At 66.4% G+C, this 26550-nt stretch carries 29 protein-coding genes; 17 read left to right on the forward strand and 12 right to left on the reverse strand.

Annotated elements, in window-relative coordinates:
• Positions 1-12 precede the first annotated feature (12 nt).
• Positions 13-258, reverse strand: a complete 246-nt coding sequence (locus tag HALXA_RS14000) for a DUF7385 family protein (RefSeq protein WP_013881034.1) — start codon at positions 256-258, stop codon at positions 13-15.
• A gap of 433 nt (positions 259-691) precedes the next feature.
• Between HALXA_RS14000 and HALXA_RS14005 the strand changes: the two genes are divergently transcribed.
• Entirely contained in the window at positions 692-1219 is a 528-nt protein-coding gene (locus HALXA_RS14005) for a helix-turn-helix transcriptional regulator (protein WP_013881035.1), read from the forward strand.
• A 142-nt stretch (positions 1220-1361) separates the two neighbouring features.
• Here HALXA_RS14005 and HALXA_RS14010 read toward each other — a convergent pair whose 3' ends face one another.
• Together HALXA_RS14010 and HALXA_RS14015 are read right to left on the reverse strand one after the other, a co-directional pair.
• Positions 1362-1799, reverse strand: coding sequence for a DUF7112 family protein (locus HALXA_RS14010; RefSeq protein WP_013881036.1), 438 nt, complete (start codon positions 1797-1799; stop codon positions 1362-1364).
• A gap of 29 nt (positions 1800-1828) precedes the next feature.
• Positions 1829-2227 (reverse strand): 30S ribosomal protein S6e, encoded by a 399-nt coding sequence (locus HALXA_RS14015; protein WP_013881037.1) that lies wholly within the window; start codon positions 2225-2227, stop codon positions 1829-1831.
• Between the two features lie 380 nt (positions 2228-2607).
• Between HALXA_RS14015 and HALXA_RS14025 the strand changes: the two genes are divergently transcribed.
• The 9 genes from HALXA_RS14025 (at position 2608) to solA (ending at position 9282) form a co-directional block, all read left to right on the forward strand.
• The gene (locus tag HALXA_RS14025) at positions 2608-2886 is read left to right on the forward strand and encodes a hypothetical protein (RefSeq protein WP_013881038.1); all 279 of its coding nucleotides are present in this window, start codon (positions 2608-2610) and stop codon (positions 2884-2886) included.
• A 53-nt stretch (positions 2887-2939) separates the two neighbouring features.
• Complete coding sequence (locus tag HALXA_RS14030) at positions 2940-3665, forward strand: TetR/AcrR family transcriptional regulator (RefSeq protein ID WP_013881039.1); 726 nt, start codon at positions 2940-2942, stop codon at positions 3663-3665.
• A gap of 67 nt (positions 3666-3732) precedes the next feature.
• Positions 3733-4785, forward strand: coding sequence for a hypothetical protein (locus HALXA_RS14035; RefSeq protein WP_013881040.1), 1053 nt, complete (start codon positions 3733-3735; stop codon positions 4783-4785).
• Between the two features lie 14 nt (positions 4786-4799).
• Positions 4800-5138 (forward strand): hypothetical protein, encoded by a 339-nt coding sequence (locus HALXA_RS14040; RefSeq protein ID WP_013881041.1) that lies wholly within the window; start codon positions 4800-4802, stop codon positions 5136-5138.
• A gap of 122 nt (positions 5139-5260) precedes the next feature.
• Positions 5261-5686 carry an SHOCT domain-containing protein gene (locus HALXA_RS14045; RefSeq protein WP_013881042.1) on the forward strand — a complete coding sequence of 142 codons (426 nt, stop codon included), beginning with the start codon at positions 5261-5263 and terminating at the stop codon, positions 5684-5686.
• Positions 5687-5774: 88 nt separating this feature from the next.
• Positions 5775-7013, forward strand: coding sequence for an MBL fold metallo-hydrolase (locus tag HALXA_RS14050; RefSeq protein WP_013881043.1), 1239 nt, complete (start codon positions 5775-5777; stop codon positions 7011-7013).
• Between the two features lie 60 nt (positions 7014-7073).
• The gene (locus HALXA_RS14055) at positions 7074-7496 is read left to right on the forward strand and encodes a hypothetical protein (RefSeq protein ID WP_013881044.1); all 423 of its coding nucleotides are present in this window, start codon (positions 7074-7076) and stop codon (positions 7494-7496) included.
• Positions 7497-7630: 134 nt separating this feature from the next.
• Entirely contained in the window at positions 7631-8077 is a 447-nt protein-coding gene (locus tag HALXA_RS14060) for a hypothetical protein (protein ID WP_013881045.1), read from the forward strand.
• Between the two features lie 71 nt (positions 8078-8148).
• Positions 8149-9282: an N-methyl-L-tryptophan oxidase gene (gene solA / locus HALXA_RS14065; protein WP_013881046.1), complete on the forward strand. Its 1134-nt coding sequence runs from the start codon at positions 8149-8151 to the stop codon at positions 9280-9282.
• 15 nt (positions 9283-9297) lie between these two features.
• On the opposite strand, the gene HALXA_RS14070 is transcribed toward solA, so the two are convergent.
• From HALXA_RS14070 to HALXA_RS14095, 6 genes are all read right to left on the reverse strand, one after another.
• Positions 9298-10785 carry a DUF5305 domain-containing protein gene (locus HALXA_RS14070; RefSeq protein WP_013881047.1) on the reverse strand — a complete coding sequence of 496 codons (1488 nt, stop codon included), beginning with the start codon at positions 10783-10785 and terminating at the stop codon, positions 9298-9300.
• A 1-nt stretch (position 10786) separates the two neighbouring features.
• Positions 10787-11965: a S26 family signal peptidase gene (locus HALXA_RS14075; protein WP_013881048.1), complete on the reverse strand. Its 1179-nt coding sequence runs from the start codon at positions 11963-11965 to the stop codon at positions 10787-10789.
• A 130-nt stretch (positions 11966-12095) separates the two neighbouring features.
• Positions 12096-13457, reverse strand: a complete 1362-nt coding sequence (locus tag HALXA_RS14080) for a DUF1102 domain-containing protein (protein ID WP_013881049.1) — start codon at positions 13455-13457, stop codon at positions 12096-12098.
• Between the two features lie 121 nt (positions 13458-13578).
• Positions 13579-13980, reverse strand: coding sequence for a hypothetical protein (locus tag HALXA_RS14085; RefSeq protein ID WP_013881050.1), 402 nt, complete (start codon positions 13978-13980; stop codon positions 13579-13581).
• A gap of 765 nt (positions 13981-14745) precedes the next feature.
• On the reverse strand, positions 14746-15312 hold the full coding sequence (locus HALXA_RS14090) for a DUF1102 domain-containing protein (protein WP_013881051.1): 567 nt from the start codon (positions 15310-15312) through the stop codon (positions 14746-14748).
• 2 nt (positions 15313-15314) lie between these two features.
• A complete protein-coding gene (locus HALXA_RS14095) occupies positions 15315-15755 on the reverse strand; it encodes a hypothetical protein (protein WP_013881052.1) in 441 nt (146 codons plus the stop codon).
• A gap of 576 nt (positions 15756-16331) precedes the next feature.
• Between HALXA_RS14095 and HALXA_RS14100 the strand changes: the two genes are divergently transcribed.
• On the forward strand, positions 16332-17045 hold the full coding sequence (locus HALXA_RS14100) for a DUF7344 domain-containing protein (RefSeq protein ID WP_013881053.1): 714 nt from the start codon (positions 16332-16334) through the stop codon (positions 17043-17045).
• A 111-nt stretch (positions 17046-17156) separates the two neighbouring features.
• A complete protein-coding gene (locus HALXA_RS14105; protein ID WP_049895319.1) occupies positions 17157-18239 on the forward strand; it encodes a hypothetical protein in 1083 nt (360 codons plus the stop codon).
• Between the two features lie 64 nt (positions 18240-18303).
• On the opposite strand, the gene HALXA_RS14110 is transcribed toward HALXA_RS14105, so the two are convergent.
• The 3 genes from HALXA_RS14110 to HALXA_RS14120 all read right to left on the reverse strand — a co-directional run bounded on the left by HALXA_RS14110 (position 18304) and on the right by HALXA_RS14120 (position 22579).
• On the reverse strand, positions 18304-19230 hold the full coding sequence (locus tag HALXA_RS14110; protein WP_013881055.1) for an LLM class oxidoreductase: 927 nt from the start codon (positions 19228-19230) through the stop codon (positions 18304-18306).
• A 102-nt stretch (positions 19231-19332) separates the two neighbouring features.
• Positions 19333-20391 carry a M42 family peptidase gene (locus HALXA_RS14115; RefSeq protein WP_013881056.1) on the reverse strand — a complete coding sequence of 353 codons (1059 nt, stop codon included), beginning with the start codon at positions 20389-20391 and terminating at the stop codon, positions 19333-19335.
• Between the two features lie 211 nt (positions 20392-20602).
• A complete protein-coding gene (locus HALXA_RS14120; protein WP_013881057.1) occupies positions 20603-22579 on the reverse strand; it encodes an aconitate hydratase in 1977 nt (658 codons plus the stop codon).
• Positions 22580-22911: 332 nt separating this feature from the next.
• Here HALXA_RS14120 and HALXA_RS14125 point away from each other — a divergent pair, with 332 nt between their 5' ends.
• The 5 genes from HALXA_RS14125 (at position 22912) to gnd (ending at position 26436) form a co-directional block, all read left to right on the forward strand.
• Positions 22912-23394: a deoxyuridine 5'-triphosphate nucleotidohydrolase gene (locus tag HALXA_RS14125; protein WP_013881058.1), complete on the forward strand. Its 483-nt coding sequence runs from the start codon at positions 22912-22914 to the stop codon at positions 23392-23394.
• 201 nt (positions 23395-23595) lie between these two features.
• On the forward strand, positions 23596-24156 hold the full coding sequence (locus HALXA_RS14130) for a hypothetical protein (protein WP_013881059.1): 561 nt from the start codon (positions 23596-23598) through the stop codon (positions 24154-24156).
• Between the two features lie 110 nt (positions 24157-24266).
• Positions 24267-24731, forward strand: coding sequence for a CopD family protein (locus tag HALXA_RS14135; RefSeq protein WP_013881060.1), 465 nt, complete (start codon positions 24267-24269; stop codon positions 24729-24731).
• 163 nt (positions 24732-24894) lie between these two features.
• The gene (locus HALXA_RS14140) at positions 24895-25329 is read left to right on the forward strand and encodes a hypothetical protein (RefSeq protein ID WP_171814688.1); all 435 of its coding nucleotides are present in this window, start codon (positions 24895-24897) and stop codon (positions 25327-25329) included.
• A 207-nt stretch (positions 25330-25536) separates the two neighbouring features.
• Entirely contained in the window at positions 25537-26436 is a 900-nt protein-coding gene (gnd, locus tag HALXA_RS14145) for a phosphogluconate dehydrogenase (NAD(+)-dependent, decarboxylating) (RefSeq protein ID WP_013881062.1), read from the forward strand.
• Positions 26437-26550 lie beyond the last annotated feature (114 nt).

The raw sequence follows: 26550 nt of genomic DNA on the forward strand, positions 1-26550 counted from the left end.
CCGGAACACCGACTAGTGGGTCAGCAGAAGCAGTTTCTCGTCCGTCCGCGCGAGACAGAACGGTCGATCCGGGGCCGTCTCGAAGGTCGCCGTCTCTCGCTCGCTAACGAACAACCGATCGAACGCGCGATTACACGCGGGACATCGCAGTTCCCGTCGGTTCTCGAGCGTGCGCGTCGCTCCCGAATCGTTCAAGAGTTTTAGCTTCGCCCGGTAGTCGTGGATGCTGAACCCGCTCTCGAGGTCGATGCGGTCCATACGAGTCGCATTCGCTCGCGGGGTTTCATAGGCATCGGCCGCGCAGTCCGGACGAAGCGCGTGTTCGATTCGTTCCAGCCGCTCTCGTGACGGTATCGTATCCGAATCGGCCGAAACTTTATTGTATGTCTGTTCGACGCAGCCAGAACACTACATATGATTCGATAGAGGGGAGAAGGACGGACAAAACCCATTCATTGTGGGTTCCAGAGCAGTAATCGAACGCATCACGACAGCCCATCGTTATTATATCATTCAAGCAGATTTAAAATATCGTATTTCGTGACGGTCACTTCCATGTGGGTTTAATATCTGCCAGTTCCAGCGGTTAAGTCGTCGTGAGGGATACCGCGCGACTACTCGTCGGCAGTGTGTGGCCGATGGTGCGTGAAGCGGTTCCACCCACGAACACCCCCATTCGGTGATCGGAACAATGCGTGAGGATACAACCAACACGCGGTCAGTGTTCGACGAACTGTCGAACGCAGCCGCGAACAAGCAGTCGGAATCGGAATCAGAATCGTACGAAACTATCCGCGGGACGGCTACGGGAGCCGACGCCGGTACAGATGCCGGAAACTCGGTCGAGCGGGAACTCGATAGCTTGCTCGAGCAGGTACAGGGTGCTTTAGCGACTGACGACATTCAGTTCGACGAGGCGCTCATCAAGGAGAACCTCGACGAGGTGCTGCTGATGCTCATCGCGCTTCGCGAGGAGACCCACGGGAAGGAGCTACTCTCGGACTTGACGCACCTCTTCGATGCGACGCTCAGTCCGGGGACCGTCTATCCGGCGCTCCACGACCTCAAGGAGGAGGACGTGTTGGCGATGCACACGAAGGTGCGGACGAAGGAGTACTCGATCGACGACGAGGCGTACGTCCGCGAGGCCGTCGAGCAGACGATGCGCCAACACCTGGCGTTCGGACTCCTCCTGTACGCCTTCCTCGCCCGCCACTAACGTCGGACGGCCGCCGTCTCTCCGTCGGTTCGCACCCGTCGTTCCTCTCCCTCTTTTCGTCTGTCTTATAAAATCAAAACTCGAAGTGTACTGCCTCGGAACACCGACTTCAAAATCCTCCCGAGCGACCCCAGACGTCTCGTTACCCGTCCTCGAGGTTCTTCGCGATCTCGCTCAGGCTGTCGCTCGGGGGTTCGTGGGCGTCGTAGTACGCCGTCGCGCCGGGCTCGCGGAGGCCGTAGAGAAAGTCGGGTTCGACGATATCGACCAGCACCGAGCCGCCGGCCGAAATGCCGTGGTCGTCGAGCCACGCCGGGAGTCGATCGGTGCCGCTGCTCGGATCGCGTGCGCCGTCGGGCGTCTCGTAGACGCCGGGAATCGAGACCCCGTCTTCGGCCAGCGGCCGATCGAGCTTCGCGAACAGTTCGTCGCCGTCGAGGACGATCCGCACGACTTCGTCGGTCGGAAACGCGTCGCTGTCGTCGTCGGGAATCGCCACGTACGCGCCGGTCGCCGTTTCGGTACACGTCGCTCGCACCGTCTGCACCGACGGGTGATCGCTCGAGACTCTATCTGCCATAGAAGTACGTACTGATCGAGGTCGATCCGTTATTCGTCGTCCTCGCCTTCGCCCAGCAGCTCGTCGACGTCCGCGCTGCCGCGGTCGACGATCGAGGCGTTGATTTGGGCGACTGCGTCGGAAACCTCGCTCCCGCGGACGGTGACTCGGCGGCGCTCGCCGTCGCGGGACGGCTTGTAGCCGGTCTGGCGACCTTCCATCAGGACTTCCGTCAGGTTCGCGCCCGGCACGTTCGGGTTGAGCGGTCGGCCCGCGTCGTCGGAGCCGCCCGTGATCTCGAGCGTGTAGCCGTCGAGACCGACGGCACCGCCGTCGACTTCCTCGCCGATCGACTTGCCGATGAATCGGTTCGCGTCCTGGTCCTCTGCCTCGAGCTGGTAGGACGACCCGGAGTCGGGGTCGCCGACGACGACAGTGAAACTTGCCATGCCCGACGGAAGACGGTCGCCGCTCAAAAGAACATCGTTTCACACCGACCTTTTACGCTGCAGTCTGTCGCGCTGACGGCGGCGTTGCCGCCGCACAGCGCGATGTCCTTCAGTAAAAGGTCGATCAAAAGCACTCCTCCCTCCGTTCGCTCGCTTGCGGCGCGCCGCGCGCTCGCTCACATCGGTCGTCGGCCCGCTCGCTCCGTACGTCGCTCGCGGTCGGGAACGGTGTGAGGGCCTGCCCTTCCCCGAGTCGCGCGCTCGCCGAGGACGGCGAACGCGCTCCCGGCCGTTCGATCTCGCACATCCCCGAATCGGTTCGGATCGAGCGGACCGCATCGGCTCGAAGACTCAAGTACGTCGCCTGTGTAGCTCCGAGCGTGTTCATCGATCCCGACCGCCTCGAGACGCGCCTGCGCGAGGAGTTCGACGGGACGGAGGGCGAATCCCGCGTCGTCGTCCGGCAGGCGGTCGACCTCGCCGATTCCGGGAAGTACGGAGACGATATCGGCACGCCGCTGACGACCGACGCCGTCCTCGAGGAACTCGCCGACGCGCCGGACGGAACGCCGTCAGAGCGGTGGAACTGGTGGATCGGCTCGCTCGAGGTCGCCTACGGCGGGTACGAGCGGTTCGGAATCCGACAGTATCGGAAGTGACAGTCGCCGGGAACGAAACGACTTTTACGCTCACCTGACCAAGTAGTCAGGTAGTGACCGATCCCGACGTTCGCGAGGCGATCATGGAAGCGACCTACGAGGCCCTGTGCGAGCACGGCTACACCGATCTGACCGCGCAGGATATCGCCGACAGGACGGACAAGAGCAAGTCCCTGCTGTTCTACCACTACGATTCCAAGGACGACCTCGTCGCCGACCTGCTCGCGTACCTCCGGGAGCAGTTCGACGAGGGGATCGAGACGACTCGAACGCTGGCGCCGACGACGCGGCTGGCGATGTTCATCGACTGGTACCTCTACGGCTCGAGCGGCGAGGACGAACGCCGATCCTTTCACACGGCCCTGCTCGAGTTGCGGACGCAGGCCCCGCACAACGAGCGGTACCGCGAGCAGCTCCAGCGAAGCGACGAGCAACTCCGGACGACGCTCGAGGAGATCCTGCAGGACGGGATCGACGCCGGCGAGTTCGTCGACCACGATACCGCGGAGACGGCCGCGTTACTGCTCGCCGCGCTGGACGGCGCACGAACCCGGCAACTGGCGTTCAACCGCGACGAGTACCTGGGCCAGGTCCGGTCGGGCGTCATCACACAGGTCATCGACGATCTCCTCGCCGACGACGCGTCGTTCCCCGCCGAAACCCAGCAGGAACTGTTCGGATCGGGTCCCGAAGATGCCCAGGCAGACGGCGAACCGTCCGCGGATGCGAATGGGGATGCGGACGATGACTCCAAGACATCCGGCGGGGACGATTCCTAACCGGTTCTCGAGTCACCAATTCGGTTCACCGTAAGGGATTCGTAGCCGCCACCAGTTCGAAATTACAATGAGCGAACATCTCTACCCACGCGAGCCGACGACGTTCGATCGATCGTTTTCGGGCCTTTCGTCGACGGTCCGAGCGATCGCTTCCGAGGCCGTTCTCCCTCGGGATCGATCGTTTCCCGCATCGCTCTGTACGACCGCCGGCGAAGTCGCCGCGACGATCGACCGCGGAACCAACACCGCCACCGGGACCGACGCTGACGCCGATACTGCGCTCACGTTCGACGAGCACGAGGGCCGGGCCGACGAGATTCTCTCGTCGGTCGCCGAGGCCGTCGCGCTGCTCGAGGGATACGTACGGCTCCGCCACGACCTCCTGTACTCGGATCGCTACGCCGATCGCGAGCGGCGGGACGCGGCGGTGCTGGCGAGCGATCACCTCCACGCGGCCGCGTACGCGACGATCACGGACGCGCCGCTTCCAGATCGGCGCTCCCTCGAGCTCTACCGGCAACTGGCTGCCGGCTCGTCGGCGCTGGCAGCCGGGTTCGCGGCGTGGACGCCGACTGCGCTTGCGGGCGGCGACGAGACGGCCGACGCCGAAGCCGCCGCTCGAGCGCAGCCGTCCGACGGCAATTTCGCACAGCCGCGTGCAGTGCTGACTGAGACGGCGGCGACGCTCGGCGCAACGGCCGTGGGTGCCGCTGACGACACGCGGGCGGCGATGGACGCGTACGCGCGGTCGCTCTCGACGGCACTGTGTCGGGTGACGGCGTCGGCCTCGAGCCCCGAGTCAGGGTCCGCGGACGCGTCGACAGCGGGCCGTGCTGGCGATGATCCCCGCGAAACGGCCGCCCGAGTGCTGTCCGGACGATCCGACGCCTCCTCGAGTTCGGACGGGGCGTCCGTCACTACGCCGGGGATCGCTCGTCATCTCGAACGCGCTCGCGACGCACTCGCTCCGCTCGTGGATCGATCCGAGACGGCGGCCGCGGACGGGACAGCAGGGGACGACGATGGGGCCGAGAACGAAACTGGACCCACAACACCCGGCCCCGCCCCGCTTACCCGTCTCGAGCGGGCAACACGTATTCCGTTCGAGGACGAACGGTGAGGTGAGCGAAGACGATGACCGACCGTTCGCGACCGACCTGGCCCGCGTACCCGCTCTCGGCGTTCGTCGCCGGACTCGGTCACTGTTACCTCGGTCGCTGGAAGCGCGGGCTCACCTGGTTCGGGCTGTACGGACTCGCGCTCGCGTTCCTGAGCGCGCGGACGCTCTCGGACGCGCTCGAGCCCGGGAATCCGTTCGTCGTGACGGCGCTGCAGTTCGAGACCGTCGACTACGTCGACGTCGCGATTCCGCTCGCCGTGTTGCTGGTCTGTCTGCTCGACATCTATCTCATCGGGCTGGCACAGCGGGCCGAATCCCGGCCACAGACGAAACCGCGGTCGAACGGCTCCTGATCGCGTATGCGCCCGTCGCCGTCGATTCGCCGGACCGTCCCTCGACTTCGCGGGCGAACAACGTATTTTCCAGTTCGGTAACACGACGGGCTGTTTTTGTAGCTGGGGGGCGAAGTGGACGTATGGGCCGTCTCGGGAGCCTCATGCTGAAAGGGACCGGCGTTCTCGTGCTCGCGTTTATCGCGCTGAGCGTGATCGCCACGATCGTGGGGATCCTCTTCTCCGTCGTCGCGACGATCGTCTCGCTGCTCGTCACCGTCGCCGTGCTCGGACTGCTCGTTCTGGGAGCGGTCGGACTGTTCTCGATGCTTCGTGACGGGTCGTCTGACTCGAGCACCGGTACGTACGAGTACGAGTCCGCCGACCGCACGCACGATCCAAAATCCCAGCTTCAGGAGCGTTACGTCGCGGGCGAACTGAGCGAGGCCGAGTTCGAACGGGAACTCGACCGCGTGCTCGAGTCCGACGACGGGCGCGGAACCGGCGGTCGAACGCGGACCGAACCCGACCGCTCGCGGACGAGGGATTTCGATCGGACGAACCGGTAGCGGACCGCCGCGACTGACGGGGGGTCCTGCGAGCGTACCCGGCGCGGAACCGACGGCGGCAAAGGGCTCGAGGCGCTACGCAGTGCTAATGGATGTCGAGTTTCTCGGCGGGGCCGGCGAAATCGGCCGGAGCGCGGTCCTGATCGACGAGACGCTGTTGCTCGATTACGGGATGGACTCCGGCAACCCGCCGTCGTTTCCCGTCGGCGACGCCGATCCCGAGGCCGTCGTCGTCAGTCACGGCCACCTCGACCACGTCGGTTCGATCCCCTCGCTGCTGTCGGGTGATTCGCGCCCGTCGATCCACTGGACGCCGCCGACGTACGACCTCACGATGGTGCTGGCCCGGGATACGCTCAAGTTGCACGGCGGCACCTACGACTGTCCCTTCACGGAGGCGGAACTCGCCCGCGTAACGCAGGTTTCGGAGACCCACGGCTACCGCGAGCCCTTCGAGGTCGCGGGCTACGAGATTACGTTCTTCGATGCCGGCCACGTCCCCGGCAGCGCCCACGTTCTCGTTGACGACGGCGACACCCGATTGCTCTATACCGGCGACTTCCATACCGAAGGCCAGCGGCTGCTCTCGGGGACCACCGCCCGGCCCGACGCCGATGTCGTGATCACGGAGAGCACGTACGCCGACACGACCCGGCCGCCCCGCGAGGAAATCGAACGCGAGTTCGCCGAGAGCCTCCGGACGACGATCTGGGAGGGCGGCACCGTCGTCGTCCCCGCGTTCGCGATCGGTCGCACCCAGGAGGTGCTCTGTATCTGCGAGGAACACGACCTCGAGTGTTACGTCGACGGGATGGGCAAGCGGGTCACGGAGCTCTTTTTGCGCGAGCCGAACCGCGGGTTCCTGCGCGATCCGGACCTCCTGCGGCGCGCGAAGGGCAACGCGCGGTTCGTCGACGGCCGCGACGGCCAGCGCGAACGGATCGCCGAACAAAACACCGTCATCGTCACCACCAGCGGGATGCTCCACGGCGGCCCGGCGATGACCTACGTGCCCGCCGTCCGCTCGCACCCGACGAACAAGATCGCCATGACCGGCTACCAGGTCGAGGGCACCCCCGGACGCGAACTGCTCGAGACCGGCAGCGCCGAGATCGACGGTCGGATGCTGCGCGTCAGCGCCCGAACGGAGCAGTACGACTTCTCGGCCCACGCCGACCGCGAGGGACTGCTCGAGTTCCTCGAGGCCTACCGCGGGTGCGAGGTGCTCGTCAATCACGGCGATCGCTGCGCGGCGTTCGCCGAGGAGTTGCGATCCGACGGATTCGACGCCCGCGCGCCCGAACTCGGCCAGCGCCTCGCGGTGTGACCGTCGACGCGCCGAGACACCGAAACGATCAACTACCTAATACGAGAAGTCGGCAGCGTCATGAATTCGTCCGCCCTCCCCCCGATCGTCGCCGGCGTCGTCGGCGCGATCGTCAGCGTCACCCGACGCCTCGCCGCGCTCCTCCTCGAACTGTCGTCGACTGGACCGTCGACCGAGGTCATCACCCGCACCACACTCGGCGGTCGCGCGCTGGTCTTCGCTCTCACGTACGGCGCGTTGTTCGGGCTCGCGTACCGGGCCGGCACCCGAACGGATCCGCGCGCCGACGGGCGGCTGACGGTCGTAACCGGCGTCGTCGCAGCGATCGGGTACCTCGTCGGCTCCGCGATCGTGTTTCGGGTGCTCTCCACGCGTCGCCATCCCGCGCTCGCCGGGCTCCTCGAACTCGGCTCCGGCGTCGCCGTCGGCGTGCAGTTGGCGGTCGTCACGTTCGCGGGACTCGCGCTCGCCCGCCGCGCGTAATGTGCGAGCGAGCGCGCGAGGCCGACTCGAGTCGTGAGCGCGAGGCCGCTCTCGATCGCCCGTCGTTCGGTCCGGAAACCGGCAGCCGTTGCCGTTCCTGTAACGCCTTTTGAGTCGTCCGTGGTGCGACGGCTATGCCCGCCGATTCGGACGACGATCCCGACGACGCCGACCTCGAGGAACTCGACCTGAGCGACGCCGAGGAGGCGGCCCTGCACGACCTGCAACTCGGCATCGAGCACGTCCACCGCGCCTACGGGACCCTCCTCGAGTTCCACCACCAACTTGGCCATGCGATGGACCGGATGAGCGACGCCGAGGACGCCCTGCGGGAGGCCGGCCACGAGGAGTGGGCCGACCGGCTCCGGGACGACCACCTCCCCGCGGGCGCGATCAGCGACCAGTGGACCTACGAACTCGTCGAGGAGTTCTCGACCGAGTTCCTCGAGGAGGTCGACGAGTTTGAGGGTTCGGTCAGAGAGGAACTGGCCGACGGGATCGATCACGTGACGGAGCGGCGGCAGAAACGCGCGCTGCGGGAGCGGGCTCGCAGATCCGACTCCGGCGAGTCGCCGGACTAATCGCGATATCCCGGCGTCACGTCGCGCGTCGAGTGAGAAGTATTTTCGCCGCGTTCCGCGTACGCTCGCACATGAGCGACCGGTACGACGCCATCGTCCTCGGGGTCGGCGGGACGGGCAGCGCGACCGTCGCCCACCTCGCCGAGCGCGGCGTCGACGTCCTCGGCCTCGAGCGCTACGACGTCCCCCGCGGCTACGGCTCGTCCCGCGGGATCGCGCGCAGCTTCCGACTCGCCGACGCCGAGGAGCCGGCCTCCGTCCCGCTCGTACGGCGCGCCGAGGAGCTGTGGGCGGATCTCGAGGCCGACCACGACCGCCAACTGCTCTATCGGACCGGCTCGATCGACGCCGGTCCGCCGGACGATCCGCTCGTCGACGGGGCTGCACGCGCTTTCGAGGAGCACGACCTCGAGTACGAACGCCTCTCGAGCGCGGCGCTCTCGGAGCGATACCCCGCCTACCAGCTCCCGGACGATTACGAGGCGATCTACCAGCCCGACGGCGGCTACCTCGTCCCCGAGGAGTGTCTCGTCGCCCACGTCAATCGGGCCCACCAAGCAGGCGCGACGATCCGAGCCCGCGAACGCGTCGTCGACTGGCGGCCGCTCGAGGACGGCGGCGTCCGCGTCGAAACGGATCGCGACACCTACGAGGCCGACAGGTTGGTCGTCACCGCGGGCGCGTGGACCGCGCGGTTCGTCGAGCCGCTCGCTGACGTGCTCGTCCCCGAACGGGAGGTTCTCGCCCGGTTCCAGCCCGAAGAGCCGGCCCACTTCGAGCCGGACCGATTTCCGGTCTGGAGCCTGCAGGTTCCGGAGGGGCGGTTCTACGGCTTCCCCGTCCACGGCGTGCCCGGCTTCACGGTCGGCCGCTATCACCACCACCGCGAGGAGGCCGTCGATCCCGACGCCTTCGAGCGCGAACCGACGCAGGCGGACGAGCGACTCCTGCGGGACTTCGCCGAACGGTACTTCCCCGCGGTCGCCGGCCCGACGATGCGTCTGGAGACGTGTCTCTTTGCGAATACGCCCGACGAACGCTTCGTCCTCGACACCCATCCCGACCATCCGCAGGTCGTCGTGGGGGCCGGCTTCTCCGGTCACGGGTTCACGTTCGCGCCCGTCGTCGGCGAAATCCTGGCCGATCTCGCCGTCGACGGCGAGACCGACCGCGAGATCGAGCCGTTCTCGATCGATCGCTTCTAGTTGCCGTCGAGGGCGCTACGTTTCGCCGCCGTCCCCGCCGCTCGAGTCGCGGTCCGGCTGCTCGGCCGCTCGGTCCGTCGCCGATGCGGCCGACGCAGTTGCGGGTTCGCGCTCCCCCTCGCCGCCGGTTGTGGAACCAGGTGTCGATTCGGGTGCGGACTCGAGTTCGGCGTCCCCGTCGACGGTCGGACTGCCGTCTCGCTCGAGGCCGAGAACCGAGTAGAGCCGTGCAGCGATGCCGTCCCACAGTCCGGATTCACCCGCGGCGGTCGGATCCGGACTCGAGGCGTCGTTCTCCCCGTCTGTCTGCGTCCGGTCGAAGACGAACTCCGCGTCAGATTTCGTGCCATCATCGGCCGCCTTCGTCCCCGTCTCCCCCTCGAGCGTCGGCGGTTCGAACACGTACACGACCCCCTCGCGGCGGACGACGTACCGGCCCGTCCGCCGGTCGAAGACGATCGGTTCGTCGACGTCGATCCCGAACTCCGCCAGATCCGCGAGCGTGTCGACGCTCGCGCGCTCGCCCTCGAGTTCCGACTCGGGGAGCGCGATCGATGCGATGACCTCCTCGAACTGGGCGCGGTCGTCGCGGTACGCGAGCCACTCGCGTTCGGCGGCCGTCGGCTCGGGGACCCGGACGGCCGCGACGGCGGCGGCGATCGTTCCGGCGAGTCCGAGTGCGAGGAGCCCCAGGCCGGCGAGGGGCGGATCGGGGTCGTCGCCGGCGACGGTGACCGTCTCGTACGTTTCGTACTGTTCGTCGTACGTGTCCGCCGTCTCGATCCGGTACGTGGCGCCATCGTGCGTGACCGGGATCCGGAAGCGGTCGCTCGCCGTCCGGTGTTCGCCGTCGACGGTCCCCTCGATCTCCCGGCGAACCTCGAGCGCGATTTCGGTTTCGCCGGGACTCGTGCCGAGATCGGATTCGATCTCGGCGATCCGCGCGTCGATCGCGGAGACGTTGAGGGAGAACGGCGCGGCGACGGATTCGCCGGGCGCGACGCCGTCCTCGCTCGCCGCGGCGAGGCGTTCCCGCTCGCTCCAGTAGACGAGGTCTTCCTCGGGATCGACCGCTCGGTAGCGGACGTCGACGGCGATATCGACGCTGACGTTCTCGCCCGCGTCGGCGTCGTAGCCGCCGACGAACTCGCCGTCGACCGTCGGCGTGACGCTCGTGTAGTAGAGCGGTTCGTTCTCGAGGACCGTTCCGGCGTCGTAGACCGCGGTCGATTCGTGGACGGTCGCGCCGTGGGAGAACGACCCCGTCGCAGTCCAGCGGTGCTCGAGTCGCTGCTCGGTTTCCGTCCCGGAATCGGCGTAGGCGCCGTAGGTCAGCCATCCGCCGAGCGCGGCCACGAGCACGAAGCCGACCAGCAAGAGGACGCCGTACTCCGCGAACAGCGCGCGGAGCCGTAGTCGTCGTTCCGCTGTCGTTCCCGTCGCATTCGATTCTCGATCCCCCGTTGCTGCCGATCCGTCGGTCGCGTCAGTAGGCGTAGTCATGTCAGTACCACCTCCGAACGATCGATCGCAGTCGACCGCGTCCGCCCCGCCGACGGGCCCGGTCCCGCCTCGAGCGCGGATCGACCGGCCCGAGCAGGAGCCGGCCCAGTCCGTAGAATCCGCCGCCCAGCAGCGAGACGATCGCGGCGTAGGGTACCCACGGGTGGACGGCGTACAGCGCGTCGATGACCGACGGCGGGAGGACGGCCAGGTACCGGTACTCCGTGACGTACGCCGGATAGTAGCCGGTCTCCGCCGGCGCCGTGATCGAAAGCGTCACGGTCGCCTCGTCGCGCGGACCCACCACCGAGGGGCCGTCGTCGACGGCGACGCTGTCGCTGCCGGGTTCGACGTACGAGACGACGGGAACGAACCCCCGATTCCCGATCGCGTAGGGAATCTCGTCGGTCGTTCCCCGCTCGATCACCATCGGCCGGTCGGAGTCGAACTCGGCGCTGATGACGTCGTAGGACTGGGTCCCGGCCGGGACGACCATCGCCGCGACGGCCGCGACGACGACCAGTAACGCTAACCCGCCCGCGATCAGTCGCGGATCGAGTTCCGAGTCCTCATCTTCGTCGCCGTCGCGCTCGAGCGACGATCGGATCGTCGTTTCGCGGCGCTCTCGAATCGTCTCGGCTACGTAGAGGACCAGCGATGCGGCCAGCAGCAGGTACGCCAGCCCGCTCGTGCCGACGAACGAGCGGATTCCGAACGTGACCGCGAGCCAGCGCTGGGTCCGCTCGAGGGTGTCGCTGAGCGTCGTGACGGCCGTCCCGAGGTTCGGAATCGTGACGACCTCGCCGTTTACCTGCAGGGCGGTCGCGACGATCTGGCCGTCCTGAACCGGCGGCTCGTCGCCGTCCTGGTCGGTGAAGGGGTTCGCGTCGCCCCGCGTGACGTACCCCCGGTCGGTTTCCTCGACGATCCGGTGGGTCGTCAGGCCCCCGCCGTGGAGTTCCTGCGCCTGGAAGACGACGACGTCGTCCGGTTCCGGCTCGCCCGTCAGGGCTGCGGGAACCGCGACGAACCCGTCGCCCGTCTCGATCGTCGGCTCCATGCTCCCGGTTTCGACGAACCCCAGAAGGATCGGCTGTCCGAGCAGTTGCCCGGCGACCAGCGCGACGACGGTGACGAGCACCAGCGCTTGCGCCCCCCGAACGACCCCCCGTCGAATCATCGTGTGCACCTGAGCCAATTATGTCGTTTTATTTGTCTGTTAGGGTCGGTTACCTGTTTCGCCACTATCCGCGAGTCGGGTTCGAAACCGGTTTTCGCGTCGCTGTTTACCCACATGCGTTGAAATACTGTCAGCCCCGTGCCCGTTTACGGAGTGACGCGATGAGCGCCAGCATTCCGACGACCGCAACGAGTGCTGGGTTGCCGCTGCTGTCGGCGGATTGGGAGTCGGCGTCTGAACCGTCGGCGTCGGTCGCGGCACTGTCATCGGCCGATCCGTCGGAATCTGCGCTCGAGTCGGGATCGTCCTCGGGAGATGCGTCGGGCGCATTCGGAACGCCGACGATACCGCTCGAGAGGGAATCAACCGTGACGGTCGCAGTGTATCGGTCGGTATCGGTCGGCTCGTCATCCTCCTCGGTTCCGTCGCTGTCCCCTGTTTCCGTCTCGTCGGCCGCCTCGAGCGCGCGACGTTCGGACGTGCCGTCTCTGGGGAGGTAGAACCCGAGCGCGGAGCCGTTGTCACTGCTCGACGACGCGTGTTCCGCGAACCGGTCGCGATCGACGGTAAACCGGTACTCGACCGATTCGATCGCCGCGGCCGGCGGCGCGTCCTCGACGGCAACGGCACCGATCGTCGACGCGTCGGCCGGCCGCGGGTGCGGTTGTGCTCGCTCGTCTCCCTTCTCGCGGCTGCGGTCAGCACGAACGTCGAAGGTCGCATCCTCGGCGTCGCCGAACTGGATCGTGACGCCCTCGAGGACGACGCTCTTGCCGACCCGGAGCGATCCGAGGTCGATCGGAACCGTTTGCTCGCGGACGTCGCTGACGGTAACGGTTCGAGTCTTCGAATCGGGTTCGACGACTTCTACCGCCGGCGACGGGCTCGAGGTCGACGAGTCCGCGCCGCCGTTGGAATCGGTGCCAGAGGACGAGTCGCCACCGTCGTCGTTCTCGAGACCTCTCGTGTGGAACCGGAGCGACTCGATCACGGCCTCCCCGGCCTCGAGATCGCGAGCGTCGACGACGAACCCGACGTGGACCGACTCCGCGGGCTCGAGGACGGCGGCTTCGTTCGCGCCTTCGATCGAGTCGCCACCGTCGGTTCGGAAGGTGACGCTTTCCGCGTCGTGCTCGAGCCAGACCGTCGCGGACTCGTTGCCCTCGTTCCTGAGCGTGACCACGTCGTCGATACCGGTCACCGCCCCGGCGGAGACGCCGTCCTTCTCGAGGGCGTCGTTATCGACCGTGAGATCGATCACGAGCTCGCCGTCGCCGTCGAGGTACGCGTAGGCGCCGTTCGGTCCGTCGTGCGGTTCGGCGACGATGCCGGTTTCGTTTCCGAGGTCGTCGTGTCCGTGTAGCTGGTCGCGCATTTCCGGGTCGTCCTCGGCCGAAAGAAGCCCTGCGTCGGTGGCGACGACGCCCGTGCCCACCACTCCGATCGTGAGCAAAACGAGCACGATCCACCGACTCGCCGCGGCGCTGGTCATCGAACTCGTCGCCCCCCGTTTGGTGGTACTCGCGTGCGCATCGTCGTCGATCAGTCCCGTTCTCGTGGTCGGTCCCCTCGCCCCGATCGTCGTTCGGTCCTGCCGGTCGATCGCGAATCGATCACTCGGCGCGTTCGCTGCTCTCGGCCTCGCTCACCCAGACGCGGACTTCGGAGACGAGCTGCCGATCCTCGTCGACGCCGTCGATGTCGTAGTCGACGTGCAGGTAGGTGACCTCCCGCTCCTCGACGACGTAGGTCGGCGGCTCGCGTTCTTCCTGATAGCTGACCGCCCGATTCTCGAGATTCCCCTCCGCGTGCGCCTCGGTAAACGAAAGTCGGTCGCCGACCGCCGGAATCGCCAGCGTGTCGGCCTCGTAGACCGTCTCGAGGAGTTCGTTCGTGCCCGCCTCGTAGACGTACAGCGAAATATGGTCGTACGTCGCCTCGAGCGTCGGTCCGCGATTTCGATCGGGCTCCTCGTCGTCGCTTCCGGAATCGTCGTCGGTCTGTGGTGTTGCCATACGTAAATTCGTCCTCGAGTAGCGTCGTTACTTGGAAAGCGTCGTCCGCAGTCGGTTACGCGGTCGGTTCGCGTGTTCTGCACCGACGGCGACTGCGCGCAGTCGTGCCGGTAACTGGTACTGGTATCGAAACAGGTGGCAGTGCGGTCTCTCCCCACCGTGAACTGCGAGCGCCGATCGGACGGCCCCGGTCGGAACTGTAACTGCGTGCGGTCGGCGTCGGCGCGGGCTCGCCACGTCCCACCCCCGTCGGACACGGCGATCTGCCGACCGCCGACGCCGATGCCGCCGTGGTGATCGGGTTCGGGGTTGCGATACGGGGTAGCTTCGATGTCGACTCTGCAGTCGGAATTGGAATCGGATTCGGGTTCGGGTGCGTGTCCGAATTCGGGTGCATCGGAGCGTCCCGCGGAACGCGGGTGCAGCCGTTCCGCAGGTCCCGCCTCGAGACATCCCCCTGGGGGCTCGAGGCCGTTGTGGTCGGGTCGGATCGCTCGACATCGTCGCTACCCGATTAGGCGGTACCGGGCTACGGTTATTGTAATACGGCTGTTGACTAGTTCTGGTTGCGGTCAATGACCCATGTTGGGTTCGTTCTGAGTATCATTGACCAGGATCTGACGGGGAAGAGCACGCCTGCTTGAAACCGATATTGATCTTGAGTGGAATCAGAACCATCCGGTCGACGCAAGGACTGAGATTGCCCCTCTAAATAGGCGATCGACACTGAAAAGAAGCGAATATACCGAGACCAATAACGGTCCCTCAGTTGGTGGGATCGTCGATCTCCGCGTAGACCGTCGCAGTCCCGTTGTACGAGTTGGTGGTGGAACCGTCGGGCTCTACGTCGACATCGCCCGTTTCGACGTAGACCCCGATAGATTCCGTCGTCCCGGAATCGATCTGGAGGGCACCCGCATCGCCGTCCAGCGGCGTGTCGCGGGCGCCGTCCTCGTACACGTAGACGTTTGCGAGTTCGTCGTTCCCGTTGACGAACGTACCGAGCCCACCGACGTAGAAGTGCACCGTGTCGGTGCCCTGATTGGTGACCTCGAAGACGCCGTCGAAGTGGTACTCCGAGTTGCCGCCAACGCCGTGGCCGCCGCCATCGTTGGTGATCCCGTTGATGTCGAAGATCTTCAGCCGACCGTTAGGATCAACTTCCGAGTGGGAACTGCTTGACTCGAGCGCCAGATAGGCATCGGCGTCGTCGGCCAGCTCGGCGGTAACGGTCCGCTCGGCCTCGACGCTGTCAAACGCGCCCGTACCGATTGCGGCCGCACTACCGGCGGCAAGGGAACCGACCCCGATGACGAATTTCCGGCGGTGCATCGTCAGTTGGAGTTGGCCTCGATGACGAGCGTCTCGCTGGCGTTTTCGTCAACGTCGTCGTTGAGATCGTCGACCGTCACGTCGAGGGTGACCGAATCACCGGGCTCAAGCTCGTCACTGTGGCTCAGTTCGAAGTCAACGGCACTCTGGACGTCGGTCTCGTTGATCGAAACGGTAACGTTCTCAGTACCCTGGTTCGTGATCGTCACGACGTCACTGACTTCGGTCACCGCGTTCTCGTTGAACCCTTCGCCGTCGTTGCTGTTCGTCGGGCCGCCGAGGTCGATCGTGAGCTCGCTATCGCTCGAGTCGTCCGTCACGTACTCGCCGTCGCCCGTGATCCCGAGATACGCGTCGGCGTCGCCAGCCGTCGAAACCTGCACGGTTCGGTCGGCCTCGACGCTATCGAACGCGCCCGTACCGACGGCTGCAGCGGTTGCCATTGACAGTGCTACCAGTGCGATGACGAATTTTCTCCGTTGCATGGTTGGATGTTCCGTTGTTGTCTGCGTTTGGTGGTCGTCTACCGCGAGCGGCTACACGTCGCGTTGTACGCCACCTCGTCGTTGACCCCCGTCGCGGGGATCACATTGCACCGGTGTCCAGCAAGGGATATTGTAATGCGCTCGTGGAGTTGATTTCAGCATTCGATGGTGGGCAGTCAATCCGCTGCCGACCGAACTGATCCAGCAGTGGTCGATCCGTTGACTCGAGTCACCCACTCTCAGCCGACCGTAGACTGTGGTCCCGCTGTAGTTGACTCGCGGTCAACCGCCTCGAGCCGGCACTGGAGACGCCCGCCTATTCACAGTTGACCGTGGGTCAACTGGGTACTGACAACGTAGTTTGAACCGGTATATCGTCGGTTGAACGGCTCACCGATCCGGTAGTTGTCCCGTTGACCAACTCGATAGAATTCCGAACGAACGGGAGTTCCGATAAGTTTCGGATTGATCAGACGCAATTATTTATTGGTAGGCCAATACTTTTATTCCATGGTGTGATACGGCCTATCCGTAATGGGGGCGACTCACGCGAAACCGTCCGGGGGAACTGACTCATCGAAAGCGAACGTGGACACGAAATCGAACACGGAACTGGGGACGGATGCAGGTGACAGGGCAGGCAACCAATCGGATGCGACCGGCACCGAACCGATCCTCACCGAGGACGAACTCTTCGAGATCCTCTCGAACCGACGTCGGCGTCACATCCTGCACGAGCTCATGCGCGAGGGGGACACGCTCGACATCGGGACCCTCTCCCAGCAGATCGCCGCCTGGGAGGACGGCCTCGAGCTCCACGAGGTGACCAGCAGCGACCGCAAGCGCGTCTACACCGCCTTGCACCAGTCGCACCTGCCGAAGATGGACGAGGCGGGCGTCGTCGACTTCAACCAGGACCGGGGGACCGTCTCGCCGACGCCGGCGCTCGAGGACGTCGAGATCTACATGGACATCGTGCGCGGGCGCGAGATTCCGTGGAGCGATTACTACCTGGGGCTGACGGGGCTGTCCGGCCTACTGCTCGCAGCCGTTTCTCTGAGTCTCGGCCCGTTCGCGGCGATCTCCCACGCCTCGTGGGGCGTCTTCGTCGTCGTCGCGTTCGGCATCTCGGCGCTCGCACACCGGTACTACGCGCGTCGGAACCGGCTGGGGATCGCCGAGGAGCCGCCGTCGTCGGATCTCGAGTTCGAATACCGGGATCCGACCGACGCCGGAACCGAGCGGTGAGACGAGCGGATTCCGACGGGCGAAAACGGACGTGCCGACGGCTATGCCGATACAACGGGTGAGCGACAGTCAAATAGCGGATCGATACCGACGCCGGAAGCGGCGACAGTCATGAAACGGACGCGACGCGCAGCGCTTGCGATGCTCGCCGGCTCGAGCGGCCTCCTCGCCGTGGACACGCTCGGATTCTCGAGCGGCGGCGCCGAGCGTCCCGTCGACGTCGAGGTCGTCAGCGACGCGGACGCGTACCTCGGACTGGTCGACCGCGACGACTCGACCGACGGCGTCGAAACGGGCGGCGTTCTGTTCGAGGAATCGTCGAACGACGACCGCTATCCGCCCGCCTCGTTCGAGGTCGTCAATCAGTTGACCGAGCCGATCGCGCTCTCGCTTACGCTCGGGGACGATCGGCTGCGGTTCGTCGACCTGAACGCTGAGGGTCGCATCGAAGGCGATCACGGACGGCGGCTCCCCGACGCCGACCTCGAGCCCGGCGACGAAATCGCGCTCGCGATCGATCTGTCGCTCCCGTCGGAACGTTCGACGGCGATCGACCTCGACTCGATCACGACGACGCTCGAGATCGACGCTGCGGGGTCGGCGACCAGCGTCGAGGCCGAACGAACGCTCACCCTCGTCTCCGACGTGTGGGCCGTAATCGACTGCTGCGCCGCCCGCGGTTTACCCGAGGGGCTGGTCGTCGTCAGGAACCGTCGACTCGAGGACGACCCATCGCTGGTCGTAGAGTGGATCGACTGCGGGGACGGGACGGCTTCCGTCCTCCGCGAGATCACGTCGTTCCCGCCGCCGAAGCTGAAGCTGTCGCTTTTCGACGATCGTCGGTCTCGAACGGGCGGCGCTAGCGCTCGTCTTCAGGCGGCCGGGAACGACGCGGAGTCCGATCCGGAGCGCGAGACTGAACCGACCGTCGCTTCCGCGGACGACGTCGCCCTCGATGTCGATCGTGGCGGACCTTCCCGTTCGAAGTCCCGAACGCGTTCGACGGCGGATAGCGCCGGTTCCAGTACCGCCGACGGCAATCGATCGGCAACTAGATCCGACGCCGACGATTCGTCCGCCTTCGTCGTCGAGATCGATCCCGAACCGGACGCCGACGCCGAGGGGGCCGACTCGAGACGCGTCGAAACGGTCGACGTGTCGGCCGATTCGATTTCCGGAGAGAGCGGGGGGTGAGGTGAGGGATGGGATGACCGTCGTTCCGGCGTTCGAGCGACCGCTCTTCTCCACTCGATAGGTCCTACGACAGCGGCTCGACGACCTCGTCCGCGAACCGCTCGAGCGCGCGCTCGCTGTCCTCGTTCTCGAGGCCGACGATGACGTGGTCGACGCCGTACTCCTCGAGGCGCCGGAAGTAGTCGCGGAACCACTCGACGCCGGCCCGATAGCCGAGGTGTAACTGCTCGGGTTGCGCCGCGGGATCGTCGGCCAACTCGGCGCGAACGGCCATCGCGTAGGGCTTGTCGCCCGCGTCGGCGCGCCAGTCCTCGAGGTAGCCCTCGAGCGTCCGCTCGGGGAGGTGGTAGAAGAGCCAGCCGTCGCCGTGCTCGGCGATCCACTCCCGGGTCTGGCGGGCGTTTCCGGTCGGCAGCATCGGTATGGTCTCCGTCGTGGGCTTCGGAACGACCTCGAGTTGCCCGTCGAGCGAGCCCCACTCGCCCTCGAGATCGGGGAACTCCTCGCGCCAGAGTGTCCGGACGGCTTCGAATCGTTCACGAAACACCTCGCCGCGCGCCTCGCGGTCGACGTCGAAGGCCGGGTACTCGGGATCGCGGTCGCCCGAGGCGACCCCGAGGACGAGCCGCCCGTCCGAGAGCCGGTCGACCGTCGCGGCCGATTTCGCGACGTGGATCGGATGGCGGAGCGTCAGGACGACGCTCGAGGTACCCAGTGCTACCTCGTCGGTGTGGGCGGCGACGTGGGAGAGCCACGGCCACGTGTCGAACGTCTGTCCCGCGTCGCCGAACTGCGGCCAGTAGGTCGGCACGTCGCGCGCCCAGAGCCCGGCGAAGCCCAATTCCTCCGCGCGTTTCGCGAGGTGGACTTCCCCGTTGACGTCCGGCGTCGACCGGTTCGCGCCCGTGATCGGAAATCCGGCGCCGAAGGTTAGCCCGTCCGCCTCGAACAAGCGTCGATAGCCGGCGTTCGCGTGTCCTCGAGTCGGCATTCGCTCGAGCTATCGGCTCCGGGCGGATGTCGATGTCGGTACCGGTTCGCGAGAAGCGGCTGCGCGTCGGTCCGGTCCCCGCCGCTCGACATCGGCGAGCGATCAGATCTCGACGGTGAACGGCGCGAACTCCGCGGCGTTGCTCGCGAAGCCGCCGAGCAGCGCCGCCACGCCCTCGAGGTCGTCGGTGTCGATCAGTTCCACGGGCGTGTGCATGTACCGGTTGGGGACGCTGACGACCTGCGACGGGATCCCGCCCGCGGCGGTGAAGAAGCCGTCGGCGTCCGTCCCCGTGCCGCGGCCGAGCGCTTCGACCTGCACGTCGATCCCGCGATCGTCGGCGACCGAACGGAGGGCGTCGAAGAGGACCGGGTGGTTCGAACTGCCGCGGCCGAGCGCCGGGCCCTCGCCGAGGCCCATTTGACTCGTCTTCCCGCTCGGCGCGGAGGGGTAGTCGACCGCGTGGCCGACGTCGACGACGACGGCGGCGTCCGGCTGGAGGTCGAAGCCGACCATCTGCGCGCCCTTGACGCCGACTTCCTCCTGAACGGTCGAAACGGCGTAGACGGTCGCCTCGGCTCCGGCTTCGACAGCCGCCCGAAAGCCCTCGGCGGCGGCCCACGTCCCGACGCGGTTGTCGATGCCGCGGGCGGCGAGGCGCGTCTCCGAGAGCCACGACACCGTCGAAGAGAACGTGATCGGGTCGCCGATCTCGAGGCGCTCGCTTGCCTCCTCCTCGCTTTCGGCGCCGATGTCGATCCAGAGGTCCGACACCTCGGGTTCGTCGTCGTCCTCGCGGAGGTGGATCGCCGTCTGGCCGACGACCCCGTCGACGGGTCCGTCCGCAGCGTGGATCGTCACGTGCTGGCCTCGAGAGATCGACGGGTCGCTGCCGCCGATGGGCCCCGGCCTGACGAAGCCGTTCTCGTCGATCGACCGGACGATAAAGCCGATCTCGTCGGCGTGGCCGGTCAGGGCGATCTCGGGGGCGTCGGCCTCGCCCTCGTGTACGGCGATGGCGTTGCCGTAGTCGTCCGTCCGTACCTCGTCCGCGAACTGGTCGACGTACTCGAGCCAGACGCGCTGGCCGCGCGTTTCGTACCCCGACGGGGAAGGCGTCTCGAGCAGGTCGACGAGAAAGTCGCGCGCTGTCGATTCCATACGGTACCTTGCGCAGGCGGATTGAATAGCTGTCCGATACGCCGTGCGTTTTGTGCCGGTCGTCAGCTGAGCGGCCGGGCCTTCTCCCCCTTCGCCGCGAACGGTCGATCGGCTACGCGGCGCGAAAAATCTACCAGCGACTCGAGTAGCAGACGGGATGAACGCAAAAAATAACTGCAAAGCAGCGGGTCAGCAGGTCAGCGCGGCCCGATCAGTCGTCGGCGGGCGCGGCGCCGCTGCCGCTCTCCTCGGCCTGTTCCTTCGTCCAGGCGAGCTTGCCGCCGGCCGCGAGGATGTCGCGCTCGCGTTCGGAGGCGTCGAGAACCGCCGTGTACTCGTCCTCGCCGTTGACGCGGACGGTGAACTCCTCCTGGCCGGAGGTGACGCCCTCGTAGACGTCGTCGACGATCTCGATCTCGTCGCCCTGGTCGATGTTCTCGTAGGTGTCCTCGTCGATCGTCAGCGGCACGATGCCGAAGTTAAAGAGGTTCGCGCGGTGGATACGCGCGAAGCTCTGTGCGAGGACGCCCTCGATACCGAGGTACATCGGACACATCGCGGCGTGCTCTCGCGAGGAGCCCTGGCCGTAGTTCTCGCCGGCGACGAGGAAGCCGCCGTCGGCGTTCTTGGCGCGCTCGGCGAAGGTGTCGTCGACGCGGCTGAGGGTGAACTCCGAGAGCTTCTCGATGTTCGACCGGTACATCAGGATGTCCTGCGTCGCAGGAATGATGTGGTCGGTCGTGATGTTGTCCTCCATCTTCAGGAGGGCCTCGCCCTCGATGTCCGCGTCCAGCTGGTCCTTCAGCGGGACGTCGCCGATGTTCGGGCCCTTGACGAGTTCGTCGTCGACGGCCTCGTCCGGCGAGATGAGGTCCGTCTTCGAGCCGTCGTACTCGTCGGGAAGCTCGACGCCGGGCGCCTCGAGGTCGCCGAGTTCGTCGGCGAGGTCTCGGGGGTCGACGATTTCGCCCTTGATGGCCGCCGCGGTGGCGACCTCCGGCGAACAGAGGTAGACGTTGTCGTCTTCGATGCCGGAGCGGCCCTCGAAGTTACGGTTGAACGTCCGCAGCGAGACGGAGTCGCTGGCGGGCACGTGACCGATGCCGATACAGGCGCCGCAGGTGGCTTCGGAGAAGTTGACGCCGGCGGCCATCATCTCCGCGACCCAGCCCTGGCGGGCGAGCATCTCGGAGGCCTGCTTGGAGCCGGGGGCGACGATCATGTCGGTCTTCTTGTCGACCTCGCGGCCCTCGAGCATCTTCGCGCCGGGGAGGATGTCCTCGTAGCCGCCGTTGGTACAGGAGCCGACGATGACCTGGTCGACGTCCTGGCCGGCGACCTCGCTGACGGGGACGACGTTGTCGGGCATCGACGGCTGGGCGATCAGCGGTTCGAGGTCCGAGAGGTCGACGACGATCTCGTCGTCGTACTCGGCGTCCTCGTCGGGCTGAATCTCCTCGAAGTCGTCGGCGCGGTCGAGGCGCTCGAGGTAGTCTTTGGTCTGCTCGTCGGTCGGGAAGATCGACGAGGTCGCGCCGAGCTCGGTGCCCATGTTGGTGATGGTCATGCGCTCGGGCGCGGTGAGCGACTCGACACCGGGGCCGGTGTACTCGAGGATCTTGCCGACGCCGCCCTTGACGCTGAGTCGGCGCAGCAGCTCGAGGATGACGTCCTTCGCGGTGGCCCACTCGGGGAGTTCGCCCTCGAGGCGGACGTTGACGATCTCGGGCATCTCGATGTAGTACGGTGCGCCGCCCATGGCGACGGTGACGTCGATCCCGCCGGCGCCGATCGCCAGCTGGCCGAGCCCGCCGGGGGTCGGCGTGTGGGAGTCCGAACCCAGCAGCGTCTTGCCGGGCGCCGCGAAGTTCTCGCGGTGGACGTTGTGGCAGATACCGTTACCGGGGCGAGAGAAGTACGCGCCGTATTTGCCGGCCGCAGATCGCAGGAAGCGGTGGTCGTCGGTGTTTTTGAAGTCGAACTGGTAGGTCTGGTGGTCGCAGTACTGAGCGGCGATTTCGGTCTGGACTTCGTCCAGTCCCATCGCTTCGAACTGGAGCCAGACCATCGTGCCGGTCGTGTCCTGGGTGAGCACCTGGTCGATCTCGATCCCGATTTCCTCGCCGGTCTCGAGTTCGCCGTCGACGAGGTGGTCGTCGAGAACCTTTTCGGTGAGAGTCTGTCCCATAGCACCCGGAACTCGGCTTTCCGGCGTGATAAATCCAGCGTGTTTCCATGAGGAACGACCGTGTTAATCACGTCCGTCGCGGCAGTTTTCGAGTAAGTATTGCCGCACAACTGTACGTCCATCAACCTCGTCCTATTGTCCCGTCATTTGACCCGTTCCGGGACGGCCTTCGGGACGATCGAATCACTCCCGTGGATTTCGATATCGTCCGGAAGACGGTAATGCGCGCTGGTGCCATCCGATCCGGTTCCGGACAGCACCCTGCGTGTCGACCGCTCACGGGGTCGACGCGAACGGACACGCTTTTCTAGACCCTCGCTGCTACTACCGACATGTTCCGTTCCGGTGCGTTCGTCGCCGAGCACGTCTCGCCGACGACCGACGAGCAAGTCCAACCCAACGGCGTCGACCTCACGCTCGACATCGTCTTCGAGCAGTTAGAGCCGGGTCGCATCGGCCGCGACGGCAAGCAGATCGGCGACCGCGTCGCCCGCCCGCTCGAGGAACTCGAGCAGAAAGACCCCGACACGTACTACCTCCCGAAGGGGGCCTACGTCGCCCGCTACGGCGAGCGGATCGAGATTCCGGAGGGCCACATCGGCTTCGTCTACCCGCGTTCGTCGCTGATGCGAAATTCCTGCATGCTCAACACCGCCGTCTGGGACGCCGGCTATGAGGGCCGCGGCGAGGGACTGTTGCAGGTCCACCACGACGTCGAGATCGCGCGCGGTGCGCGAATCGCCCAACTCGTCCTCGCCGAAGCCGACCACGAGGACGTCTACGACGGCAGTTACCAGGGCGAGAACCTCGAGTAGCTCGATTCGGACGCCGGTCGTCCATCGCACCGCAGGTCACTCGTCGACCATCGCACGTCACTCGTCATTCGTCGTCCATCGCCTGTCGCACGTCATTCGTCGCCCATCGTCCGTCACTCGTCGCCCGTCAGTTCCCATCCGATACGTCCGGATTTCCCCGTCACGTACGGTTTTGCCGTTCGCGATCGTACCACGAATCGCATGATGGCGACCACCCACGTCTTCGCCGCGCTCGCTCTCCTCGCGCCGGTCGCCTACGCAGTCCCCGGATTCGCGACGCCGCTGGCCGCCGGCGCCGTCCTCGGCGGTCTCGCACCCGATTTCGACCTGCCCCTCGAGCACCGGCGAACCTTCCACTTCCCGCTTCTCGGACTCGCGGTCGCCGTCCCGACCGCCGCGCTTGCGATCGTCGCCCCCTCGACCACGATCGTCGCCCTCGCGGCGTTCGCCGTCGCCGCGTGGCTCCACGCCGCCAGCGACGCGATCGGCGGCGGGCCGGAGATGGATCCGTGGAACGGGCGCACCGAGCGGGCGGTGTACGACCACGTCCGCGGGCGGTGGATCCGCCCGCGTCGCTGGGTCCGCTACGACGGCGCCCCCGAGGACGCCGCGCTCGCGATCGGCCTCGCGGTCCCCGCGCTCGCCGTCTACGACGGCTGGGTGACGGCCGTGCTACTCATCGGGATCGTTGTTTCCCTCGCGTACGCGCTGGTTCGGCGCCGATTGGTCGACTGGACCGCCGACTGGAACTGGCTCGAGTGAATCGCTCCTCGCGGGAACGACGAACCCGACACCCGAGCGCCTCGAGCGTCGCCGGAGCCGCCGTCGGCGCAAGTCGGAACGCTGATACCATCGCTGTTCGAGCCACCGATATGATCGATACGTTTCTCGCACGGACGGCACACCTGGTGTTCGCCGCGCTCTGGGCCGGCAGCGTCTTCTACGTCGCGTTCGTCGTGCTGCCGCTCGCCCGCGACGGCGAGTTCAACACGACGCGACCGCTCGAGGCGATTTCGGGCAAACTCACGACGATCTCGCGCGTGAGTTCGCTCGCTCTGCTGCTTTCCGGCGGCCACCTCGCGGGCCGGGGGTACACGTTCGAGAGCCTCGTCGGGACGACGAACGGCCGGCTCGTGCTCGTGATGGTCGGCCTCTGGCTGGTCCTGACCGGACTCGTCGAGGTCGGCAGCAAGCGCCTCGAGTCGGGACTCAACGGGAAGAAACTGCGCGAACCCGCAGCAAACGTCCTGGGACTCTACCGCGTGGCAGCTGTCGTCGGAATCGCGCTCCTCGTGGTCGCAGGCGTGATCACGTCGGGCGTTGCTGCGTCTCTCTAACTCTCCGGGAAGCAGTTCGACGGGTGCGGCTATCGTCGGCCAGTCGTCCGAGCGACCGTCCGACAGCGAACTGAACGCCCGGTGGATTCCGCACGATCTGTTCAACAGCTATCATACATTCTTGCGAAAGATACTTAGTCGGTTACTGTAACGTACTCCCATGATGTTCAGGGGCAAAGAAATCGCACTGTCGCTGCTCGCGGTCGGGACGGCCGCGGTCGCCGGCTACGTGCTTCAATCCGAGCGATCACAGACGGGCGCCGCACGGTCGAAGGCCGACCTCGGCGCGCGGATCGTCGGGCCGAGCGAGGTGCCCGACGACGCAACCATCGTCGACGCGTCGTCCCGCCAGCTCGACGAGATTCCCGGCGCGCGACGCGCGCTCCAGCGCGCCGTTCGCAACGACGCCGCCGACGAGTGGGAGCACGTGACCCTCGAGCAGGACGGCGCCTGGTCCGTCGTCGACAGGATTCGCGGCTCGTTACCGTACTACGACGGAAATGGCCACGAGTACAACGGCGTCTACGTTCACTACGACGATCGCATCCTCGTCCTCGACGCGATCGGCTGGGCCCGGCTGCAGGAGCCGCTTCAGTAGGCCGATAGCTCGGTACCCGCTCGCGTTCACGTTCAGTACCGGTCTACTCGCACGCGTTCGGCGACGGTCGGCTCGAGAGCGTTCGTTTGCGCTCCGTTCGTAGTCGTCAATTCTTCTCCGTTCTTCTTGTAGGTCGTCCAGTTTCCGACCGCAGGTCGCGAACGCGGAATCACAACCACTACCACTCACCCCCGCGGAACTCCTCTCATGCAACTGGGCGTAATCGGACTCGGACGCATGGGACAGATCGTGGTCGACCGCACGCTCGAGGCGGGCCACGACGTCGTCGCCTTCGACCTCGACGCGGAGGCCGTCGCGACGGCGGCCGACGCGGGCGCCGACCCCGCGGAGTCGATGGAGGATCTGGTCGACCGCCTCGGCGACGGCAAGCGCATCTGGCTGATGGTCCCCGCCGGCGAGGCCGTCGACGCGACGCTCGAGGAACTCGAGCCCCACCTCGATGCCGACGATGTGGTCGTCGACGGCGGCAACTCCTACTTCGAGGATTCCGTGCGCCGCGCCGAGTCCTGTCCCGCGGCCTACCTCGATTGCGGCACCTCGGGCGGCCCCGCGGGCGCGGAACTGGGCTTCTCGCTGATGGTCGGCGGCCCCGAGTGGGCCTACGAGGAACTCGCGCCCGTCTTCGACGCCGTCGCGACGGGACCGGACGGCCACGAGCGCATGGGGCCCGCAGGCTCGGGCCACTACGTCAAGATGATCCACAACGGCGTCGAGTACGCGCTGATGCAGGCCTACGGCGAAGGGTTCGAACTGCTGCACGAGGGGCGGTACGACCTCGACCTCGAGTCGGTCGCCTCCGTCTGGAACAACGGCGCGGTCATCCGCTCGTGGCTGCTCGAACTCTGCGAGGAGGCGTTCCGCGAGGAGGGTAACGACCTCGGCACCGTCGCCGACCGCGTCGAGGGCGGCTCGACCGGCACCTGGACCGTTCAGGAGGCCCTCGAGCAGGAGGTCCCGCTACCGCTGATCTACACGGCGCTGGCCGAGCGGTTCGGCTCGCGGGCCGACGACGGCCGATTCTCGCGCCGACTGGCGAACCGGCTCCGATACGGCTTCGGTCGCCACGAGGTTCCGCGGCGCGAGTAAGGTACCTCGAGTGCGAGTTCGCTTTTCGATCCGTCGCCGGGATTCTCGCAGCCGATCGTCGCTCGAGCGCGACGCCCTCGGAGAGAGACACACCACCGTTGCAAGTGAAACTGG

Origin of the sequence: Halopiger xanaduensis SH-6 (assembly GCF_000217715.1) — an archaeon.
Lineage (GTDB): Archaea > Halobacteriota > Halobacteria > Halobacteriales > Natrialbaceae > Halopiger > Halopiger xanaduensis.

Coding starts and splice junctions, on each gene's coding strand:
- HALXA_RS14085 (WP_013881050.1), bottom strand. CDS start 13,980: ATGGCAACACCACAGACCGACGACGATTCCGGAAGCGACGACGAGGAG.
- HALXA_RS14080 (WP_013881049.1), bottom strand. CDS start 13,457: ATGACCAGCGCCGCGGCGAGTCGGTGGATCGTGCTCGTTTTGCTCACG.
- HALXA_RS14045 (WP_013881042.1), top strand. CDS start 5,261: ATGGGCCGTCTCGGGAGCCTCATGCTGAAAGGGACCGGCGTTCTCGTG.
- HALXA_RS14120 (WP_013881057.1), bottom strand. CDS start 22,579: ATGGGACAGACTCTCACCGAAAAGGTTCTCGACGACCACCTCGTCGAC.
- HALXA_RS14040 (WP_013881041.1), top strand. CDS start 4,800: ATGACCGACCGTTCGCGACCGACCTGGCCCGCGTACCCGCTCTCGGCG.
- HALXA_RS14140 (WP_171814688.1), top strand. CDS start 24,895: ATGTTCAGGGGCAAAGAAATCGCACTGTCGCTGCTCGCGGTCGGGACG.
- HALXA_RS14070 (WP_013881047.1), bottom strand. CDS start 10,785: ATGACTACGCCTACTGACGCGACCGACGGATCGGCAGCAACGGGGGAT.
- gnd (WP_013881062.1), top strand. CDS start 25,537: ATGCAACTGGGCGTAATCGGACTCGGACGCATGGGACAGATCGTGGTC.
- HALXA_RS14110 (WP_013881055.1), bottom strand. CDS start 19,230: ATGCCGACTCGAGGACACGCGAACGCCGGCTATCGACGCTTGTTCGAG.
- HALXA_RS14100 (WP_013881053.1), top strand. CDS start 16,332: ATGGGGGCGACTCACGCGAAACCGTCCGGGGGAACTGACTCATCGAAA.
- HALXA_RS14135 (WP_013881060.1), top strand. CDS start 24,267: ATGATCGATACGTTTCTCGCACGGACGGCACACCTGGTGTTCGCCGCG.
- HALXA_RS14000 (WP_013881034.1), bottom strand. CDS start 258: ATGGACCGCATCGACCTCGAGAGCGGGTTCAGCATCCACGACTACCGG.
- HALXA_RS14125 (WP_013881058.1), top strand. CDS start 22,912: ATGTTCCGTTCCGGTGCGTTCGTCGCCGAGCACGTCTCGCCGACGACC.
- HALXA_RS14010 (WP_013881036.1), bottom strand. CDS start 1,799: ATGGCAGATAGAGTCTCGAGCGATCACCCGTCGGTGCAGACGGTGCGA.
- HALXA_RS14060 (WP_013881045.1), top strand. CDS start 7,631: ATGCCCGCCGATTCGGACGACGATCCCGACGACGCCGACCTCGAGGAA.
- HALXA_RS14035 (WP_013881040.1), top strand. CDS start 3,733: ATGAGCGAACATCTCTACCCACGCGAGCCGACGACGTTCGATCGATCG.
- HALXA_RS14015 (WP_013881037.1), bottom strand. CDS start 2,227: ATGGCAAGTTTCACTGTCGTCGTCGGCGACCCCGACTCCGGGTCGTCC.
- HALXA_RS14075 (WP_013881048.1), bottom strand. CDS start 11,965: ATGATTCGACGGGGGGTCGTTCGGGGGGCGCAAGCGCTGGTGCTCGTC.
- HALXA_RS14090 (WP_013881051.1), bottom strand. CDS start 15,312: ATGCACCGCCGGAAATTCGTCATCGGGGTCGGTTCCCTTGCCGCCGGT.
- HALXA_RS14005 (WP_013881035.1), top strand. CDS start 692: ATGCGTGAGGATACAACCAACACGCGGTCAGTGTTCGACGAACTGTCG.
- HALXA_RS14095 (WP_013881052.1), bottom strand. CDS start 15,755: ATGGCAACCGCTGCAGCCGTCGGTACGGGCGCGTTCGATAGCGTCGAG.
- HALXA_RS14130 (WP_013881059.1), top strand. CDS start 23,596: ATGATGGCGACCACCCACGTCTTCGCCGCGCTCGCTCTCCTCGCGCCG.
- HALXA_RS14115 (WP_013881056.1), bottom strand. CDS start 20,391: ATGGAATCGACAGCGCGCGACTTTCTCGTCGACCTGCTCGAGACGCCT.
- HALXA_RS14050 (WP_013881043.1), top strand. CDS start 5,775: ATGGATGTCGAGTTTCTCGGCGGGGCCGGCGAAATCGGCCGGAGCGCG.
- HALXA_RS14105 (WP_049895319.1), top strand. CDS start 17,157: ATGAAACGGACGCGACGCGCAGCGCTTGCGATGCTCGCCGGCTCGAGC.
- HALXA_RS14055 (WP_013881044.1), top strand. CDS start 7,074: ATGAATTCGTCCGCCCTCCCCCCGATCGTCGCCGGCGTCGTCGGCGCG.
- solA (WP_013881046.1), top strand. CDS start 8,149: ATGAGCGACCGGTACGACGCCATCGTCCTCGGGGTCGGCGGGACGGGC.